The sequence below is a fragment of the Tropicimonas sp. genome, assembly GCF_047971885.1.
Classification (GTDB): domain Bacteria; phylum Pseudomonadota; class Alphaproteobacteria; order Rhodobacterales; family Rhodobacteraceae; genus Tropicimonas.
The window spans coordinates 1-19165 of sequence record NZ_JBKEAE010000009.1; the positions used below are offsets into that span (position 1 = coordinate 1).

The 19165-nt window shown below is 66.2% G+C and carries 18 protein-coding genes; 9 read left to right on the forward strand and 9 right to left on the reverse strand.

The features are described 5' to 3' along the window. Positions 1–281 (reverse strand): cell division protein ZapA (locus tag ACK5IR_RS00765; RefSeq protein ID WP_416924914.1); only part of this gene is annotated, 281 nt, incomplete at its 3' end. Beyond that, positions 274–687 carry a hypothetical protein gene (locus ACK5IR_RS00770; protein WP_416924916.1) on the reverse strand — a complete coding sequence of 138 codons (414 nt, stop codon included), beginning with the start codon at positions 685–687 and terminating at the stop codon, positions 274–276. The genes ACK5IR_RS00765 and ACK5IR_RS00770, both read right to left, overlap by 8 nt. A gap of 265 nt (positions 688–952) precedes the next feature. Here ACK5IR_RS00770 and tkt point away from each other — a divergent pair, with 265 nt between their 5' ends. Then, on the forward strand, positions 953–2968 hold the full coding sequence (tkt, locus tag ACK5IR_RS00775; RefSeq protein ID WP_416924918.1) for a transketolase: 2016 nt from the start codon (positions 953–955) through the stop codon (positions 2966–2968). 69 nt (positions 2969–3037) lie between these two features. On the opposite strand, the gene ACK5IR_RS00780 is transcribed toward tkt, so the two are convergent. Continuing rightward, on the reverse strand, positions 3038–3349 hold the full coding sequence (locus tag ACK5IR_RS00780) for an ETC complex I subunit (RefSeq protein ID WP_416924920.1): 312 nt from the start codon (positions 3347–3349) through the stop codon (positions 3038–3040). A gap of 305 nt (positions 3350–3654) precedes the next feature. Further along, on the reverse strand, positions 3655–4995 hold the full coding sequence (proS, locus tag ACK5IR_RS00785) for a proline--tRNA ligase (RefSeq protein ID WP_416924922.1): 1341 nt from the start codon (positions 4993–4995) through the stop codon (positions 3655–3657). Positions 4996–5191: 196 nt separating this feature from the next. Between proS and ACK5IR_RS00790 the strand changes: the two genes are divergently transcribed. The 4 genes from ACK5IR_RS00790 to ACK5IR_RS00805 all read left to right on the forward strand — a co-directional run bounded on the left by ACK5IR_RS00790 (position 5192) and on the right by ACK5IR_RS00805 (position 10807). Beyond that, on the forward strand, positions 5192–6295 hold the full coding sequence (locus tag ACK5IR_RS00790) for an AI-2E family transporter (RefSeq protein ID WP_416924924.1): 1104 nt from the start codon (positions 5192–5194) through the stop codon (positions 6293–6295). Then, positions 6295–7008 carry a chromosomal replication initiator DnaA gene (locus tag ACK5IR_RS00795; RefSeq protein ID WP_416924926.1) on the forward strand — a complete coding sequence of 238 codons (714 nt, stop codon included), beginning with the start codon at positions 6295–6297 and terminating at the stop codon, positions 7006–7008. The genes ACK5IR_RS00790 and ACK5IR_RS00795 overlap by 1 nt, the downstream gene beginning before the upstream one ends. Next, complete coding sequence (locus ACK5IR_RS00800; protein ID WP_416924928.1) at positions 7005–9179, forward strand: RNA degradosome polyphosphate kinase; 2175 nt, start codon at positions 7005–7007, stop codon at positions 9177–9179. The genes ACK5IR_RS00795 and ACK5IR_RS00800 overlap by 4 nt, the downstream gene beginning before the upstream one ends. Before the next feature lie 62 nt (positions 9180–9241). Continuing rightward, positions 9242–10807, forward strand: coding sequence for a Ppx/GppA family phosphatase (locus ACK5IR_RS00805; protein ID WP_416924930.1), 1566 nt, complete (start codon positions 9242–9244; stop codon positions 10805–10807). 18 nt (positions 10808–10825) lie between these two features. Here the strand turns inward: ACK5IR_RS00805 and ACK5IR_RS00810 are convergent, their stop codons facing one another. Both ACK5IR_RS00810 and ACK5IR_RS00815 read right to left on the reverse strand, forming a co-directional pair. After that, a complete protein-coding gene (locus ACK5IR_RS00810) occupies positions 10826–11239 on the reverse strand; it encodes an AAA+ family ATPase (protein WP_416924932.1) in 414 nt (137 codons plus the stop codon). A 37-nt stretch (positions 11240–11276) separates the two neighbouring features. Next, entirely contained in the window at positions 11277–12308 is a 1032-nt protein-coding gene (locus tag ACK5IR_RS00815) for an endonuclease/exonuclease/phosphatase family protein (RefSeq protein ID WP_416924934.1), read from the reverse strand. 223 nt (positions 12309–12531) lie between these two features. Between ACK5IR_RS00815 and ACK5IR_RS00820 the strand changes: the two genes are divergently transcribed. Genes ACK5IR_RS00820 through ACK5IR_RS00835 form a run of 4 tightly spaced genes read left to right on the forward strand, consistent with a single transcriptional unit; the run spans position 12532 to position 17047 of the window. After that, a complete protein-coding gene (locus ACK5IR_RS00820) occupies positions 12532–13098 on the forward strand; it encodes a 2-oxoacid:acceptor oxidoreductase family protein (RefSeq protein ID WP_416924936.1) in 567 nt (188 codons plus the stop codon). Beyond that, entirely contained in the window at positions 13091–14260 is a 1170-nt protein-coding gene (gene porA, locus ACK5IR_RS00825; protein ID WP_416924938.1) for a pyruvate ferredoxin oxidoreductase, read from the forward strand. The genes ACK5IR_RS00820 and porA overlap by 8 nt, the downstream gene beginning before the upstream one ends. Further along, a complete protein-coding gene (locus ACK5IR_RS00830; RefSeq protein WP_416924940.1) occupies positions 14260–15336 on the forward strand; it encodes a thiamine pyrophosphate-dependent enzyme in 1077 nt (358 codons plus the stop codon). Before porA ends, ACK5IR_RS00830 begins: the two co-directional genes overlap by 1 nt. Position 15337: 1 nt before the next feature. After that, the gene (locus ACK5IR_RS00835) at positions 15338–17047 is read left to right on the forward strand and encodes an FAD-dependent oxidoreductase (protein WP_416924942.1); all 1710 of its coding nucleotides are present in this window, start codon (positions 15338–15340) and stop codon (positions 17045–17047) included. 88 nt (positions 17048–17135) lie between these two features. On the opposite strand, the gene ACK5IR_RS00840 is transcribed toward ACK5IR_RS00835, so the two are convergent. The 3 genes from ACK5IR_RS00840 to ACK5IR_RS00850 all read right to left on the reverse strand — a co-directional run bounded on the left by ACK5IR_RS00840 (position 17136) and on the right by ACK5IR_RS00850 (position 19156). Then, positions 17136–17774, reverse strand: a complete 639-nt coding sequence (locus tag ACK5IR_RS00840; protein ID WP_416924944.1) for a trimeric intracellular cation channel family protein — start codon at positions 17772–17774, stop codon at positions 17136–17138. Positions 17775–17798: 24 nt separating this feature from the next. Beyond that, positions 17799–18479 carry a TerB family tellurite resistance protein gene (locus ACK5IR_RS00845; protein ID WP_416924946.1) on the reverse strand — a complete coding sequence of 227 codons (681 nt, stop codon included), beginning with the start codon at positions 18477–18479 and terminating at the stop codon, positions 17799–17801. A gap of 74 nt (positions 18480–18553) precedes the next feature. After that, a complete protein-coding gene (locus tag ACK5IR_RS00850) occupies positions 18554–19156 on the reverse strand; it encodes a VOC family protein (protein WP_416924948.1) in 603 nt (200 codons plus the stop codon). Between the last annotated feature and the right edge of the window lie 9 nt (positions 19157–19165).

Consider the following 19165-nt stretch of genomic DNA (forward strand, 5'->3'; position numbering starts at 1 on the left):
GGCGGCGCCGGACGCGCCTCCAGTTCGGCAACGGTCCGCTCCAGGCGCGCCAGCTTCTCCTCGGCGACCTGCGCCCGTTCCTCGCAGGCGGCGGTACGGTCGGCCAGCATCAGCCCGGCCATCAGCAGCATCCGCTCGCCCGGCATGCGGCCGATCTGGCTGACCATGCCCTGCGCCTCGCGGTCCAGCATGGCGGCGGCAGAGCGCAGGTACTGCTCCTCGCCCTCCTGACAGGCGACGGCGAAGGTCTTGTTGCCGATCGTGATGCTCAGTTCAGGCATTGGACGCCTCCCTGACAAGCGGTTCGACAAGGGCAATCAGATCGTCAAGTTCGGTGCGGTCGGCCTTGCGTTGCGCCTCGCTGTCGCGAAGCTGCGCTTCAAGGTCGGCAATCCGCTGCTGCTGTTCGTCGCGGGCGGATTTCAGCCCGTCGAGGCGCTCGTGCAGCTTTTCGGACGCGGCCGCCTCGGCCTCCAGCGCCTGGGCGACCCTGGCAAGCTCGGCCTCGGCGCTTTCGGCCCGTGTCCGGGCGCCCACCGCGCGTTCCTCGGCCGCCTCGAAGGCGGCGCGGGCCTGTTCCAGATCCTCCGGCGAAACGCCGCCCGTCCCCTCGAACTGCTGAACGGATCGCCCGATCCGCTCCATCGCCGATATGATCCGGCCTTCCAGTTCGGTTATTTCTTCCATCCTGCTTTCCCCGTTTTGACCGCCCGATGTGCAGGGCGCGGCACGACCCGCCCGCGAATCAGCGCCGCCGTCACATGTATCCAGCATACCCAAGAGAAATGCGGAATGCGCCCCACTTTCGCCGCCGGACGGCGAAACCCCGCTTCGAACGCGCCTTTTCACCTCACCCGTGCATCCTTGACCGCCGCTGGCGCCCCACCTACACCGCCCTGAGCCGGATTCAACGCCGCACCATGCAGCGGCGACAGAAGGAAAGGACCCGACCTTGGAAATCGCTGCACTCCGAGAATTCCACACCGACCACTGGAACAAGGCCGCCGCCATCCGCGTGCTGACCCTCGATGCCGTGGCCGCCGCCAATTCCGGCCATTCCGGCATGCCGATGGGCATGGCCGACGTCGCGACGGTACTGTTCGAAAAGCACATGAAATTCGACGCCGCAAACCCCGAATGGCCGAACCGCGACCGGTTCATCCTGTCGGGCGGCCATGGCTCGATGCTGCTCTATTCGCTGCTCTATCTCACCGGCTCGCCCGACATGACGCTGGATCAGATCAGGAACTTCCGTCAGAAGGGCGCGATCACCGCCGGGCACCCCGAATACGGGCATGCGCGCGGTGTCGAGACCACAACCGGCCCGCTCGGGCAGGGTATCGCCACCTCGGTCGGTTTCGCCATGGCCGAGGAACATCTGCGCGCCGTCTGGGGCGCCGGGATCATCGACCATCACACCTACTGCTTCGCCGGTGACGGCGACCTGATGGAAGGCGTCAGCCAGGAAGCGATCGCGCTTGCCGGGCGGCAGAAACTGTCGCGGCTGATCGTCTTCTGGGACGACAACGGCATCACCATCGACGGCCCGGTCGGCATTTCCGACCGCACCGACCAGCAGGCGCGTTTCGCCGCGTCCGGCTGGCACGTCATCTCGATCGACGGGCACGACCCCGATGCCATCGACGCGGCAATCCATCAGGCCCGCGCCAGCGACCTGCCGACGATGATCGCCTGCAAGACCCATATCGCGCTCGGCTCGTCGGCGCAGGACACCTCCAAGGGACACGGCGCGCTGACCGATCCGAAGCTTATCGCCGACACCAAGGCCGCCTACGGCTGGTCCGGCGAGGCGTTCGAGGTGCCCGCCGACATCAAGTCGGCCTGGGAGGCCATCGGCGCGCGTGGTGCCGCCGACCGCGAAGCCTGGGACGGGCGGCTCAAGGCGCTGCCCAGGGACCGGCGCGCCGCGTTCAGCCGCGCCTGGAAAGGCGAGATTCCCGCGGCGCTTGCCAGGGCCATCGACACCCACAAGGCCGAAATCAGCGCCGGCAAGCCCAAGGTCGCGACCCGCAAGGCCAGCGAAATGGCGCTTGCGGTAATCAACCCGATCCTTACCGAAACGGTTGGTGGATCGGCGGATCTGACCGGCTCGAACAACACGCTCACCGCCGACATGGGGACCTTCAAGGTCGAGAACCGCGCCGGGCGCTACGTCTATTACGGCATCCGCGAACACGGCATGAGCGCGGCGATGAACGGGCTGTTCCTGCATGGCGGCGTGCGGCCCTATGGCGGCACCTTCATGTGCTTTACCGATTACGCACGGCCGGCAATGCGCCTGTCGGCGCTGATGAAGGTCCCGGTCATCTATGTCATGACCCACGATTCGATCGGCCTGGGCGAAGACGGCCCGACCCACCAGCCGGTCGAACATCTGGCCATGCTGCGCGCAACACCCAACACGCTGGTCTTCCGCCCCGCCGATGCGGTCGAGACCGCCGAGGCATGGGAACTGGCGCTCGCCCAGAAGTCAGGCCCGTCGGTGCTGGCGCTGTCGCGCCAGAACCTGCCGACGGTGCGCACCGAACATACCAGCGAGAACCTCGTTGCCCGGGGAGCCTATATCCTCGCCGAATCCGGCGCCAGGCGTCAGGCCATCCTGATCGCCACCGGCTCCGAGGTCGAGATCGCGCTTGCCGCGCGCGAATTGCTCGAGAAGGAAGGCATCGGAACGCGCGTCGTCTCGATGCCCTGCATGGAACTGTTCGCCGCCCAGCCCGAGGATTACCGCAAGAAGGTCCTGCCGGGCACCGGCGTGCGCGTCGCCATCGAGGCCGGCGTGCGCCAGTGCTGGGACCAGTGGCTGACCGGCGAACGCGGCCGTTCCGCCAAGGCGGATTTCGTCGGCATGGACGATTTCGGCGCCTCGGCGCCGGCCGAAACGCTCTACAAGCAGTTCGGCATCACGCCCAGGGCAACGGTCGCCAAGGTCAAGGCACTGCTCTGAAAGACGGATCGCACCGCGGGCATCAATGCCCGCGGTGCAGTCGCAATCTGGTATTGTCCTTACACACGGTCAGTGCGTCCAGGGGGCCTTGCGGTTGGTGGCGAAATTCTCGCCGTAGCCGCGCGGGCGGATGACCGGTTTGCGCTTGTTGGATTCCAGAAGCGTATAGGCGATGCCATGCTCCCTGGCATAATCCATCGCGGCTTCTCTGGTCTCGAAACGCATCCTGATCTGACTTGCGGTATCGGCGCTGCCGACCCAGCCGGTGAGCGGGTCGATCTCGCGCGGCTCGGACGGGGCGATCTCCAGCAACCAGAGCTTCGTTTTTCCCATGCCCGATTGCATGGCGTTTCTGGCGGGCTGGTAGATTCGCGCGCGCATGGTGCCTCACTCCTAAGACTTTGCCGGGTTTATCGCGGGAAAGGGCTCGCGCTGCAAGTAGCCAATCTGTCTCGGAAAGAGGCTGCCGGCCGGGTTCGAGGGAGCGGGTGGGTGAGGTACTGCCGGCCGGCAGCCGACTTGCTGCGTGGATTAACCTTAGGTCAACATTATCGGCTTGAAAATAGTATTGTTGCGCATTTAGCCAAAATAGTTCGGTGTTTAGCCGGAAAACCCAACCAGGTAGTCCGTAATTTCACACCCAGCCGGCGACAGGCGCCGGGCGGAACGCTCCCCGCGCCACCCGCTCAATACGCCGCGTAGATTTCGGCCACCCGCCCGACCGCCAGTTCAGGCGAAAGCTCCTCGCTCTCGCCGGTCCGGCGGCAGGTCAGTTCGACGACGCCGTTCTTCAGCCCGCGCGGCCCGACCGTGATCCGCCATGGCAGGCCGATCAGATCCATGGTGGCGAACTTGCCCCCGGCCCGTTCCTCGCGGTCGTCATAGAGCGGTTCCAGCCCGCGCGCCATCAGCGCCGAATAGAGGCGCTCGCAGGCCGAGTCGGCCTCGGCGTCACCCTGCTTGAGGTTGACGATCCCGACCGGGAACGGCGTCACGCCTTCGGGCCAGATGATACCGGCCTCGTCGTGGCTGGCCTCGATGATCGCGCCTGCCAGACGCGATACGCCGATGCCGTGCGACCCCATGTGAACCGGCACCCGATTGCCCTCGCCATCGGTGACGAACGCCCCCATCGGCTCGGAATATTTGGTGCCGAAATAGAAGATCTGGCCCACCTCGATACCACGGGCAACACGGCGGCGCTCCTCGGGTACGGTCCGGTGAAAGACCGTCTCGTCATGGGTCTCGTCGGTGCGGGCGTAGCGCGAGGTGAATTCCTCGAGCACGGCACGGCACTCTCCGTGGCTGTCGTAATCGATCACGCGCTCGCCAAAGCGCAGATCGGTGATCTCGCTGTCGTAGAACACCTCCGACTCGCCGGTCTCGGCCAGCACCAGGAATTCATGCGTGTCGTCGCCGCCGATCGGGCCGCTGTCGGCGCGCATCGGGATCGCCTGAAGCCCCATCCGCTCATAGGTGCGCAGATAGCTCACCAGATGGCGGTTGTAGGCATGCAGCGCGTCCTCTCTGGTCAGGTCGAAATTGTAGCCGTCCTTCATCAGGAACTCGCGCCCGCGCATGACGCCGAAACGGGGGCGGATCTCGTCCCGGAACTTCCACTGGATATGATAGAGCGTCAGCGGCAGGTCCTTGTAGCTGGTCACATGGGAGCGGAAGATGTCGGTGATCATCTCCTCGTTGGTGGGGCCATAGAGCATGTCGCGGTCGTGCCGGTCGCGGATGCGCAGCATCTCCGGGCCATAGGCGTCGTATCGTCCGCTTTCGCGCCACAATTCGGCCGATTGCAACGTCGGCATCAGCAGCGGGATATGGCCGGCGCGCTGCTGTTCCTCATGCACGATCTGCTCGATCCGGCGCAACACCCGGTAGCCGAGCGGCAGCCAGGAATAGATGCCGGCGGCCTGCTGACGGATCATGCCGGCGCGCAGCATCAGGCGATGGCTGACGATCTGTGCCTCCGAAGGGGTCTCCTTGAGGACGGGCAGGAAGTAACGGCTCAGGCGCATGTCTCGAATCTCTCCCGGATGCTCCGCATCCCGTTACGCAAAGGGCAGCCCTTTTTCCACCCCCCCCCGCGTGACCGGCCGAACCGCCGCCTGCTGGCCTGGCAGGCCGAAAACCGGCATCCGCTTCGCCCGCCGCGTTCGCTGCACTTGCAAATTGGCGACCGCTGGGCGACATCGGAAAGAAAGAGGAACATACATGGCCCTGTCTACCCGGTCGCAGATCAGGATCTGGACCATTGTCGCGGTGGCGATAATGGCCATGCTTTGGCTTCTGGGCAACGTCATCCTGCCCTTCGTTCTGGGGGCGGCGGTTGCCTATCTGCTCGACCCGATCGCCGACTGGCTGGAGGCGCGCGGCCTGTCGCGAACCTCCTCGGTCATCGTCATCACGCTGTTCAACCTGCTGATATTCGCCCTTGCGATCCTGCTGGTGATCCCGACGCTGTTGCAGGAGGCCGGGTCGCTTTTCGCCTCGATCCCGCAATTCGCGCAAAAGCTGCAGGGCCTGCTGACCGATCGCTTCCCCTCGCTGGTCGACGCCGAATCGACGATCCGCAAATCGCTTGCCTCGCTCGGGCAGTTCATTTCCTCGCGCGGGGGCGAACTGCTCAAGGGTGCGGTGCTGTCGGTCGGCAGCTTCGTCAACGTGATCGTGCTGCTGGTGATCGTGCCGGTCGTGGCCTTCTACCTGCTGCTCGACTGGGACAGGCTGGTCAGTCGTATCGACGACCTTCTGCCGCGCGACCATGCCCCGACGGTCCGCCGGCTGGCGCATGAAATCGACCTGTCGCTTTCCGGCTTCATCCGCGGGCAGGGAACCGTCTGCTTCCTGCTCGGTCTCTATTATTCGATCGCGCTGATGCTGGTCGGGCTCGATTTCGGGCTGGTGGTGGGCGCCATCGCCGGGCTGCTGACCTTCATTCCCTACATCGGCTCGCTGGTCGGCGGCACACTGGCCATCGGGCTGGCACTGTTCCAGTTCTGGGGCGACTGGACGATGGTCCTGATCGTCGCCGCGATCTTCGTGTCGGGGCAGATGGTCGAGGGCAACGTGTTGACACCGAAACTGGTCGGAAGCTCGGTCGGGCTGCACCCGGTGTGGCTGATGTTCGCGCTTTCGGTCTTTGGCTCGCTGTTCGGTTTCGTCGGCATGCTGGTCGCCGTTCCGGCCGCCGCGGCGCTTGGTGTGCTGGTCCGCTTCACCATCGGGGAATACCAGCAGAGCCCGCTCTATTGGGGAAGGTCGAAGAGCGCGCCGGGCGAGGAAAATTCCGTCTCCGACCGCTCTGGAGAGGCCTGATGCCCCGGCAACTGAAGCTGAACCTGCCGGTACGTTCCGCAACCGGCAGGGAGGATTTCTTTCTCTCCCCGTCGAACGCGCTGGCGGTGGCCGAGATCGACCGCTGGCGCGACTGGCCGGCGGAAAAGCTGGCGCTCATCGGCCCCGAGGGGGCGGGCAAGACCCATCTCGTCCATGTCTGGGCGGCCGGCGCCGGCGCCCGCATCCTTTCGGCCCGGGATCTGGCGGCGCACGATCCGCTGCCCGGAAACACCGCCATCGAGGACATCCCCGAAATCGCCGGCAACGCCGAGGCCGAGGAGGCGCTGTTTCACTGGCACAATCTGGTGCTCGCCGAAGGCGGGCGGCTGCTGGTGACGGGCACGACCCCGCCGGCGCTGTGGCCGATCGAATTGCCCGACCTCGCCAGCCGGATGCGCGGAACGCCGATCGCCCGGCTCGACCCGCCCGACGACATTCTGCTGCAGGCGGTGCTGCTGAAGCTGTTCGCCGACCGTCAGATCACCCCGCAGCCCAGCCTGCTGCCCTGGCTTCTCAGGCGCATGGAGCGGTCTTTTGCCGCTGCCGGGCGGATCGTCGAGGCGCTTGACGCGACGGCGCTCGGCACCGGGCGGCCCATCGGGCCAAAACTCGCCGCCGAGGTGCTTGACGCCGCCGCGCGCGACGACAACAGTAAGGCGCCCCCCGACCCTTCTGCGAAGACAGAACCATGACTCACGCCGACTTCCTGAAAACCGCCCTCCCCGCGCCGGTCGAAATTCCGGCCGCCCATGTGAGCGGCCCCAAGCGCTTCTTCAACCGCGAACTGAGCTGGCTCGCCTTCAACTGGCGCGTGCTCGAAGAGGCGACCAATCCGCGCGTGCCGCTGCTCGAACGGGTCCGCTTCGTCTCGATTTCGGCGACCAACCTGGACGAATTCTACACCGTCCGCGTCGCCGGCCTCAGGGAGCTTGCCCGCGAGGGCCATGTGACACCGGCCGCCGACGGGCTGACCCCGGCCGAGCAACTGGGGTACATCAAGGAGAATGCGCGCGAGCTTCTGCTGGAGGAACAGGCCACCTGGAACCGGCTCAAGACCGAGATGGAGGCCGAGGGCATCCATATCCTGACGCTGGACCGGCTGACGGACGCAGACAGGGTGCATCTGGAAGAGCATTTCCTGATGCAGGTCTTTCCGATCCTGTCGCCGCTGGCGATCGACCCCGCCCATCCGTTTCCGTTCATTCCCAACACCGGCTTCTGTCTGGCGCTGCAACTGACGCGCGAGGCCGACCGGGTGACACGCCAGGCACTGCTGCCGATCCCGGCCCAGATCGCCCGGTTCGTTCCCCTGCCCTCCGAACCGCACCAGCGGCGCTTCCTGCCGCTCGAAGACCTTCTCATCCTGCATCTCGGCTCGCTTTTCCCCGGCTACCGGCTCGACGGGCACTGCGCCTTCCGGGTGTTGCGCGACAGCGATCTCGAGGTCGAGGAGGAGGCCGAGGATCTGGTGCGCGAGTTCGAGGTCGCCCTCAAGCGCCGCCGGCGGGGCGAGGTGATCCGCATGAAGCTGACCGCCGGCGCCCCGGCGCGGTTGCGCCGGACAATCATGGAAGAGCTTGCCATCGGCGAGGACGAGGTTGTCGAGGTCGAGGGGCTGATCGGCATTTCCGACCTGAAGGAACTGGTGCTCGACGACCGGCCCGACCTGCTGTGGCCGCCCTTTACCTCCCGGGTGCCGGAACGGGTGCAGGACCACGACGGCAACATGTTCGAGGCGATCCGCCAGAAGGACATGCTGCTGCACCATCCCTACGAGAGCTTCGACATGGTGATCCGCTTCCTGCAGCAGGCGGCACGCGATCCGAACGTGCTTGCCATCAAGCAGACGCTCTACCGGACATCGAAGGATTCGCCCATCGTCAGCGCGCTCTGCGAGGCGGCCGAGGACGGCAAGTCCGTCACGGCGCTGGTCGAACTCAAGGCGCGGTTCGACGAGGCCGCCAACATCCGCCAGTCGCGCAAGCTCGAACGGGCCGGCGCCCATGTGGTCTATGGCTTCACCAACTACAAGACCCACGCCAAGATCAGCACCGTGGTCCGCCGCGAGGGCGGCAGGCTGGTGACCTATACCCACTACGGCACCGGCAACTACCACCCTATCACGGCGAGGATTTACACCGACCTCAGCTTCTTCACCTGCGACGACGCGCTTGGGCGCGATGCGACCAAGGTCTTCAACTATCTGTCGGGTTACGCCCAGCCCGAGAGCCTGGAAAACCTCGCAATCTCGCCGCACACGTTGAAACCCCGGCTGCTCGAGATGATCCTGCGCGAGGCGGAACTGGCGCGGGCCGGCAAGCCGGCGGTGATCTGGGCCAAGATGAACTCGCTGATCGACGCCGAGGTGATCGACGCGCTGTATCACGCCAGCCGCGAGGGGGTGAAGATCGACCTTGTGATTCGCGGCATCTGCGGGCTCAGGCCCGGCATCAGGGACCTGTCCGAGAACATCCGCGTCAAGTCCATCGTCGGCAGGTTCCTGGAGCATTCGCGCATCGTCTGCTTCGGCAACGGCGCGCCGCTGCCCTCGCGGCGGGCGCGGGTCTTCATCTCGTCGGCGGACTGGATGGGGCGCAACCTGAACCGCCGCGTCGAAACGCTGGTCGAAACCCGGAACCCCACCGTCAAGGCCCAGATCGTCAGCCAGATCATGGCCGCCAACATGGCCGACGAGGCGCAATCGTGGGTGCTCCGGCCCGACGGCAGCTACGAACGCTACCCGATCGGCGAAGGGGACAGCGGCTTCAGCTGCCATCGGTTCTTCATGGAATACCCATCGCTCTCGGGCCGGGGCTCGGCGGGGGCGGCGGATGTTCCCGAACTGACCCATTCGCAGGATTGACCTTCGGGCGCAGCCTGCGCACTCTCCGCTCGCGTGACTCGCGCGGGCAATGGGAGACCGAGATGGACGACGGTAGACCCGACACGCACGGCGAATGGGAATTGTTCGGGCGTCCGATCTTCGAGGACCCCGCCGCCCGGGCCCTGTCGCGCGTCGGGGTGATCGATGTCGGATCGAACTCGGTTCGTCTGGTCGTCTTCGACGGCGCGGCGCGCAGCCCGGCCTATTTCTTCAATGAAAAGGTGATGGCCGGGCTTGGCGCCGGCATGGACCGCACCGGAAAGCTCAACCCCGAGGGGCGCACGCGCGCCCTGGCCGCCATCAACCGTTTCGTGGCGCTCGCCCGCGGCATGGGTATCCTGCCGCTGACCGCGGTGGCGACCGCGGCGGTGCGCATGGCCGGGGACGGTCCGGAATTCTGCGCCGAGGTCGAAAGCGCGACCGGCCTGAAGCTGCATGTGATCGACGGCGACGAGGAGGCGCGGCTCTCGGCACAGGGGGTGCTGCTCGGCTGGCCACGGGGCGCGGGGCTCGTCTGCGATATCGGCGGCTCGTCGATGGAACTGGCGCGCATCGCCGACGGGCGGGTATGGGAACGCGCGACCACGCCGCTTGGCCCCCTCAGGCTGCAGACCATGCCGGGCGGCCGCAAGACCCGGCACCGCGAGATAAAGGCGCTTGTCGGCGATTTGCACACGAAAATCGAGCGCCACGACAGGCTTTACCTTGTCGGAGGATCGTGGCGGGCGATCGCGCGGCTCGACATGGTGCGCCGGGACTATCCGCTGTCGGTCCTGCATGCCTATCAGATGACACCGAAATCGGCGCGCGCGACGCTAGACTGGATCGAAAAGCAGGATCTGGAGGCGCTGCGGCCGCGCGCCGGATTGTCGGCGGCGCGGATCGGGCTGGTGCCGATCGCCGGCGAGGTCCTGCGGCGGCTCCTGTCGACCTTCGGCATCCGGGCGATCACGACCTCGGGTTTCGGCATCCGCGAGGGGCTGCTCTACGAGAAGATGCCGCACCGCATCCGGTCGCGCGATCCGCTGATCGAGGTCGCCCGCTATGCCGAGGTGACATCGGCCCGCCTGCCCGGTTCCGGGCGCCTGCTTTACGATTTCGTCGAACCGCTGTTCCGGCATCCCCATGCCGACAAGCGCTGGATCAAGGCGGCCTGCCTGATGCACGACGTGAACTGGCGCGCTCACCCCGAATACCGGGCGGATGTCTGTTTCGACAGTTCGACGCGCGGCAACCTCAGCGGCATCGACCATCCCGGACGGGTGTTCCTCGGGCTCGCGCTGGCCTATCGCTATCGCAACGCCGGGCCCGACCCGTATCTGGCACCCTTGCTGACACTGCTGGACGACCGGCTGATCCGCGAAGCCGAGGTGCTGGGCAAGGCGATGCGCTTCGGTGCCATGTTCTCGTTCGCCAACCCCGACGGCATGGGAAAACTGCGCTATCGCCCCAAGAAAAGGACGCTGGAGTTATGCCTGCCCGCCGATTCGGCGCCGCTCTACGGAGAGGTGGCCGCGGCACGGTTCGATTCGCTCGCCCGCGCACTGGGAGTATCGACAACCGTCACCACCGCCAGCAGACGACGAGCATCCGCTACGCTGGAATAGCCCCGGCTCCGGCAGGTCTCAAAGCTCGATTTCGCCCGTGCTTTCCGCCGGCGCCATGCCCGGTTCCGCCGGTCCTTCTTCAGGTGGCACCTCCGGGTCGACCGGTTTCTTGCGGCGCAGGATGATGTCGCCGTTGGGCAGCCTTTCGGGCGCTTCGTAATTGTCGAGATCCCCGACCAGTTCCGAGAAGTTCTGCATCAGCGGCATCAGTTGCTCGGCAAAGGCGCGCAACTGCGGCTCCATCTCGGTCGCCATTTCCTCCATCATCGGCTGCACCTGCTGCTGCAACCCGCGCAGCAGCAGCTTGGCCCCCTGATCTATCAGGCTGAAGCCATCCTGCATGTCGCTTGGCGCGCCCTCGTCCTGCGCGGTGGCGGAGAACGGTGCGATGGCCAGCGCAGCGGCGAGCGATAGGGGCACGATCCTGATCATGGGCGCATCATACGCCTTCTGCCGTCGCGCGCCTACCTCAAAGGTCGATATCAAGTGTCACAGGGAAATGGTCGGAGGCGGCAAGCAATGCCTCGCGCAGTTCCGGCACGCGATAGATCGCGGCATCCTCGAACGGGTGCCAGATCCGCCAGCGCGGATCGCGGCGGCAAAGATCGGGCGAGACCATCACATAATCGAGCAGTGCCGAGACATAGCGTTTTGTCCGGTCGTTGTAGAAGCGCGCCGAGGACGGGCGCGCCACGGTCGGCCCCGACAGCACGCTGCGCGCATTGGGGTCGAACAGTTGTTCGGGGCTGGACCGCCCTTCGCCCAGCACGATCTCCAGCCCCGAGCGGCCAAACAGCTTCTCGTATTCGTCCAGCCCCGGCCCGTCGTTGAAATCTCCCAGCACGATCAGCGGATCGTGCACCAGCAGATGTTCGTCGATCCGCTGGCGCAGCCATATGCATTGTGCCAGTTGCTTGCGGCGGTTGGCGATCGACTGGCGCATGATCTCGTCCGGGCTGCGCGCACCGTGCGGCGCCTTGGATTTCACATGCACCCCGATCATGCCGAGGGCCGCCCCCGCCGCCGTCTCGAGCGCCAGTTCGAGCGGCGGCTTGGAAAACTGCACCACAGCCAGCGTGGCGTCGATATCCAGCTCGATCTGGAACGAACCGTCGAAGCGGGGCGCATCGGCCGACCCCTTCTTGCCGGCGAAGGCGCCCAGCGGTCGGTGAACGGCAGAAAGCCGGTCCGGATCGTAGAGCAGCGCGATTTCCTGCTCGGTCTGGTTCGGAAAGCCGATCACCGCGCGCCGCTGGCGCAGCCCGAACAGGGCGGCGAAGCTCTCCAGCGCGCCGACCGTGCTGCGCCGCCGGCTCTCGGCCGGCGCCTCGACGATCATCACCGCGTCGGCATCGATAGCGGTAAAGACGATTCCCAGCGCTTCGAACTGCTGAGCCCGCGTCACCTTCCAGCGCGCCGACCACTGCCCGTCCTGCAATGGGCGGCCGTCGTCGTCGAAAAGCGCATTCATCCATTCCACGTTGTAGGTGGCGATTCGCATTCCCGTCCCTTCGGGCTTCTCCGGCATGGCCCCGATTGCTGACCGCTTTTCGGCCCCGGAGCAATCGGAAAGTGGCGGGGCCGGTTGCAGCAACATACTTGCTCGCCGATTCGCGAAACGGCGACCTCGGACGCTAACATGCACGCGGCATTGCGTCCGGCGCAGCACTTGCGCTGTTTTGGATCATTGTTCGCGCTGATCGCGCGAATTAGCCTGAACCATCATGATCGAGTATCGCATCCATGGTCGCGGTGGCCAGGGAAGTGTGGCGGCAGCCTATCTCCTAGCATCCGCGGCGTTCGAGGCCGGATACACCTGCCAGGCGTTCCCGTCCTTTGGCGCGGAGAGACGGGGGGCGCCTGTCACCTCGTTTGTCCGCATTGACAGTCAACCCATACATCTGAGGAGCCAGGTCCGTACGCCGGATTTCCTGATCGTCCAGGACGACACGCTTCTGATGGATCGCGGTATCACCAACGGGCTGAAACCCGGTGGCGCGATGATCGTCAATTCCAGGCGCTCCGACGAGGATGTCGCCGAAGCGTTCGGGTGCAAGGCAAAATGCATCCCGGCGACCGAACTGGCGCTGGAATATATCGGCAAGCCGATCCCGAACACCGCGCTGCTGGGCGCGTTCCTGGCGATGACCGGCCACCTGCCGGTCGAGGCGCTTGCCGCCGCGCTCAAGGGGCGTTTCAGCGGGCCGGTGCTGGAAAAAAACCTCAGGCTGATCGAGCACGTCGGCGGCCTCGTGCCGGCCGGCGCATGGAAGGAGGCCGAACATGCGTGAAGCGCTCGAAGGCAGCCAGGCGATTGCCCGCGCCGTCGCCCTGTGTGAACCCGATGTGGTTGCCGCCTACCCGATCACCCCGCAGACCCATATCGTCGAGAATCTGTCGGTGCTGGTCGCCGATGGCGATCTGAAGACCGAATTCGTCAGCGTGGAAAGCGAGTTCTCGGCCGCCTCGGTGGTGCTCGGCGCCGCCGCATCGGGCGCGCGCGCCTATACGGCCTCGTCGAGCCAGGGCGTGCTGCTGATGGGCGAGGTGCTGTTCAACATCGCCGGCATGCGCATCCCCATGGTGATGACGGTGGCCAACCGCGCCGTTTCCGCCCCGCTCAACATCTGGAACGACCACGCCGATTCGATGGCGGTGCGCGATTCGGGCTGGATCCAGCTTCACTGCGCCGACAACCAGGAGGCGGTGGACACCACCATCCAGGCCTTCAAGATCAGCCAGGAGACCGACCTTCCGGTCATGGTGTGCATGGACGGTTTCGTTCTGACCCACACGATGGAAGTGATCGACATCCCGACGCTGGCGCAGGTCCGCAAATGGCTGCCCCCGCTCAATTTCAAGCGGGCGCTCGATCCGTCCGATCCCAAGTCGCTCGGCGCGCTTGTCGGGCCGGATTTCTTCCCCGAAGTGCGCCATTCGCACCATTCGGCGGTGATGAAATCACTGCCGGTGATCGAGAAGGTCGACGCCTCCTTTGCCAGGGCGTTCAAGCGCAGTTGCGGCGGGCTTCTGACCGTCGAGGGGCCGGACGATGCCAGGATCGGTATCATCGCCATGGGCTCGACCGTGGGCACGTTGCGCGCCGGGCTGGCCAACAACGCCGGCGCCCCGGCCAGGCTGATCAAGCTGCGCGCCTTCCGCCCCTTCCCCGACGCGGCGATCCGCGAGGCGGTCCGGGGGCTCGACCATCTGATCGTCATCGACCGGGCGATCTCGCCGGGTCTTGGCGGCATCCTCGGCGCCGAGATCAAATCGGTGCTCTACGGCGTTCCCGACGCGCCGCGCATCTACAACTACGCGCTCGGCCTCGGTGGCCGTGACATTCCCGAAAGCATCGCAGCCGACCTGCTTGCGACGATCGCCGATCCGGACGCCCCGGCCTTCTCGGTCTTCGACGCCGATCTGTCGATGCTGCCGGCGGAGGACAGGTGATGACCCCAGCGGATATCGAAGAACGCAAGATCGCGCGCCTTGCGGAACTGCGCGAGAAGTTCGGCCGCAACCCGATCGAGCCGCCCGCGCCCTTCCATCAGGGCGCCAGCAAGCGCGACCGCCAGCCCCGCTTCTGCGGACTGGAAAGCGGGCACCGCGCCTGCCAGGGCTGTGGCGAGGCACTGGCCGCCCGTCTGGTGATGGAATGCGCCGGCCCCGACGTGATGGTCGCCAACGCCACCGGCTGCCTCGAGGTCTTCTCGACCCCGTGGCCGCAGACCGCCTGGCAGGTGCCGTGGATCCACTCGCTGTTCGAGAACTCGGCGGCGGTTGCCTCCGGCATGGAAGCGGCGATGCGCGCCAAGGGCAAGAACACCAAGATCCTCGCCTTCGGCGGTGACGGCGGCACCTATGACATCGGCTTTCAGGCCCTGTCGGGCATGCTGGAGCGGTATCACAACATCCTCTATGTCTGCTACGACAACGAGGCCTACATGAACACCGGCATCCAGCGGTCGTCCTCGACGCCGCACGCGGCATCGACCACAACCTCGCCGGCCGGCCCCGAACGCATGGGCAAACGGCACCTGAAGAAGGACCTGCTCGGCATCATCGCCGCGCATCACATACCCTATTCCGCCTCTGCCTCGGTCGCCTATCCGGCCGACCTGCAACGCAAGGTCCGCTATGCGATGGGGATCGAGGGGCCGACCTTCCTCGTCGTCCACTCTCCCTGCCCACTGGGCTGGAAGCACGACAGCCACGTGACGATCAAGGTCGCGCGCCGCGCGGTCGAATGCGGGCTCTACCCGGTGGTCGAGATGGAGCGTGGCGCGCTGTCGAACGTCATGCCGATCCGCAAGGTACGACCGGTCCGGGATTACCTCGAACTGCAGGGCCGTTTCGGCCATCTGATGAAGCCAAACGATCCGCGCGCGATCGAGGAACTCGCCCACCTGCAGGCGCTCGCCGATTACAACATTGCCCATTACAACCTGCGCGGTGAAGGCGACGATCCGGCGGATACCGCCGGTATCACCCTTGTCGCCCGCGACCGCGCAGCAGGGGAGGCCTGAGATGGTTGTCATCAACAGGGGGGCGCATGCCGAACCCGGCACGTCGCTGGAATTCAGGACCGGAAGCTGGCGGTCGAACGAATGCCCGACCCATATTCACGCCAAGGCACCGTGCCACGCCGCCTGCCCCGCCGGCGAAGACCAGCAGGCCTGGTTCGCCTGGCTTCAGGAGGGTCATGTCGAGGAGGCCTGGCGCGAACTGGTCAGGGCCAACCCGCTGCCCTCGGTCACCGGCCGGGTCTGCCCGCATCCGTGCGAGACCGCCTGCAACCGTGCGGCCGTCGACAGGCCGCTGGCAATCCATAATGTCGAACGCTGGCTGGGCGACGAGGCGGTCAAGCGCGGCTGGGCCTATCCGGTCGAGCCACCTGCCGCCGACGCACCGGTGGTGGCGATCGTTGGTGCCGGTCCCGGCGGTCTTTCGGCGGCCTATCACTGCGTGCGCCACGGCCTGCGCGCCGAGATTTTCGAGGCACTGCCCGAGGCCGGCGGGCTTCTGCGCTCGGCCATCCCGCCGACGCGCCTGCCGCGCCCGGCGCTCGACGCCGAACTTGAACGGTTGCTTGCCCTGCCCGGCATCACGCTCAACCTGCGCTGCAAGCTGGGCCGCGACGTGATGCTCGACGAGTTGCGCAACCGGTTCGACGCGGTTGTGCTTTCCCCCGGCTGCCAGGCCAGCAAGGAATGGCACGTGGACGGCGCCGTGCCCACCGACCTGCACGAGGGCCTGCACCTGCTGCGCGAATTCATGGACCACGGCGAGTTTCCCCAGGCCCGCCGCGTCGCGGTGCACGGTGGCGGCAATACCGCCATCGACCTGTGCCGGCTGATGAAGCGCTACGGGGTGGACCAGGTGACGCTGATCACCGCCTCGGCCCTGCCCGGCCCCGATACCGACCCGTCCGATCTGATCAACGTGGTTCCGCGCGAACTGGAAGAGGCGCTGGAAGAAGGGATCGAAATCGTCGAGCACGCCACGGTCAAGCGGCTCATCATGAAGGGCAGCCGGGTCACCGGGGTCGAGATCGTGTCGCTCAGGAAACTCGACGGCACCGACGGGCGCAAGCACCGGGTCCAGTTCGAGGGAACCGAACGCGTGGTGCCGGTGGACATGGTGATCCCCTGCATCGGCGAGCGGGTCGATTCGGACGGGCTGCACAGCCTGCTGAACCGCTGGAACTACCTCGACGCGCGCGACCGCTGGAGCCGTACCCCGCAGGAAGGCGTCTATGCGCTCGGCGATGCGCGCGGTGACCGTGGAACGGTAGCCGAGGCCATCGGCGACGGCCGGCTTGCCGTCGAGGCGATCGCCGCCCGGGTCAGGGGCCTGCCCGATCCCGAATGGGACGATCGGCCCGAAATGCCCGCCAGCGGGCTCAACCAGGTCTATTTCGGCCCGATCGAACGCACCCTTCCCCCCAAGCTCCCGGTGCCCGAACGCACCTTCGAGGCGGAGATCGAGGGTGACATCGGAAGGCTCGAAGCGCTGCGCGAGGCGACGCGATGCCTGTCCTGCGGCAACTGCCTGGCCTGCGACAACTGCTGGATCATGTGCCCCGATAACGCGGTGATCAAGACGGCGGAACTGGCGGAAGACGGGTCGCACTATCTGTTCGACCTCGAATACTGCAAGGGTTGCGGCATCTGCGCCGCCGAATGCCCGACCGGCTTTATCCAGATGGCCGACGACACCTGGGTCGCGGCATCCTGAACGGCTTGCCCGGGAGGAAGACAAAGGCGCCCGGCAATCCGGCCGGGCGCCTTTTTCCTGCCGCCTATTCGTTCCGGCGTCGCGCTTTTCAGCCTCGTCCGCTGTTGGCGGAGCCATCGCCTTTCACCGGCATACGCTCCAGAACCACCAGCCGGACAATCAGCATCGCCAGAAAGCTGATCGTCAGCGCAACGCCCTGTCCCGCATGCGATGCGAGCAGCACATAAAGCCCGCCGCCGGCGAGCGAGATCGTGGCATAGAGATCCTCTTTCAGCACCGCCGGTGTGACGTTGCTGAGCAGATCGCGGATCATCCCGCCGACCGTTCCGGTGATGCAGCCGATGATGACCGCGATCACGGCGGGGGTTTCGTATTGCAGCGCCACACGCACCCCGATCAGGGTGAAAAGCGCCAGCCCCAGCGCATCGAGCCTGAGCAGCCAGCGGAGCCGGACCCCGTTTCCGGCCTCCATCCGCGTCGCGAGGTAATAGAACAGCAACGCCACCGGAACCACGGTCGCCACATAGGTCAGATCCGATATCCAGAACACCGGCACCCGGCCGATGAGCAGATCGCGCACCGTACCGCCGCCCAGTGCGGTGGCAAAGGCAAGCACGGTCGCGCCGAACATGTCCATGTTGTGCCGCGCCGCCTGAATTGCGGCCGAGGCGGCCATGACCGCCGTGGCAAGGATCGTCAGACCCATGCCGAAGAACGAAAGCGTCATCTGGTTCCGGCCCTTCCAGCCCCGTCAGCGATGCGACGAGATTTCCTCCCACGCGCGGTTGATTGCAATCAGCCTCTGCTCCGACATGCGGATCGCCTCTTCGGGAACGCCGCGCGCGATCATCACATCGGGGTGGCTGTCGCGAACCGCGCGGCGCCAGGCGCGGCGAATCTGCGGCATCGGCGTTTCCGGCGTGACGCCCAGAACCTCGTAGGGGTCGGGCGGCGCACCGGGCACGCAGCGCGCCCGAAGCGCGCGGAACTCGCGCGCGCTGAGGCCGAAGATCGACGCGACCTCCTCCAGAAGCCGGTCCTCGCGCGCATGATATTCGCCATCCGCCATGGCGACGTGAAACAGCCCCTCCAGCAGGTCACGCAGAACGGCCTTGCCCCTGCCGCGAAACAGGGTGGCGATACGCCGCGCGTAGGCATCGAAACCGGCAACGTCCTGCCGCGCGAGGTTGAAGATGCGCGCGGCGTTATCCTCTTCGCCGGGCGCGATGACGAACACCTCGCGAAAAGCGCGCACCTCGTCGCGCGTTACCGCACCGTCGGCCTTGGCCAGCTTGGCGCCGAGCGCAATCACCGCGATGGTGAAGGCAACGCTGCGTTCGGGCGGGGTGCGCAGGCGATCGAAGACCTCGGACAAGGGTTGTCCCGAGGCAAGCGACGACAGCGCGGCGGATATGCGGGTCCAGATCGACATGGGCGCACCCTAGCCGCGAAGCCGCCGGTCCGACAGGAATTTCAGCATCGGCGCAATATCCTGGCAACCGCCGGTCATCCGAGAACCCGGAGCCCGGATGGCGTGGCGATGATCGCCTGCAGGCCGGGGGTGCCGGTCTCGAACGCGATACGGGGGTCGTCGAGCGCCAGCAGGCGCTTCATCCGTTCGGCCTCGGGGTGGCGGACAACCAGCGCCGAAAGCGCACATCCGCTCGACGGCAGCGCAGGCGCGGGATGCGGCCCGTCCCATTCGATCAGCGCCGGGTGCAGGTTGTCGAAGGGCAGGATTCCGGTCGGGGGAACCGCCATGCGCCAGCGGTAGGGTCCGCGCGCCAGCGCGACGGGCCTTCCGGCCGCCACACCGAGCCGCGCCAGCTCCGCATCGAGATTCCCGGTGCGCAATACCCAGTTGCCCGGGCGCGGCGGGCCGGCGAAACGATCCAGATCGAACCAGCGCGGGATATCCGGCGCGGGCGCTTCGGGGTCGATCGCAATCACCTCAAGGTATTCCGACCCGCCAAGCGACAGCAGCCTGTTGTGCGTGCCGAAATGCGGATGGTACCCGACCGGCCCGGGTGCGACGCCAAGCATATCCTCGACATATCGGGTGCCGGCATCGAGCGTTTCGCAGGCAATGGCGATGTGATCGAACTTCATATCCGAACG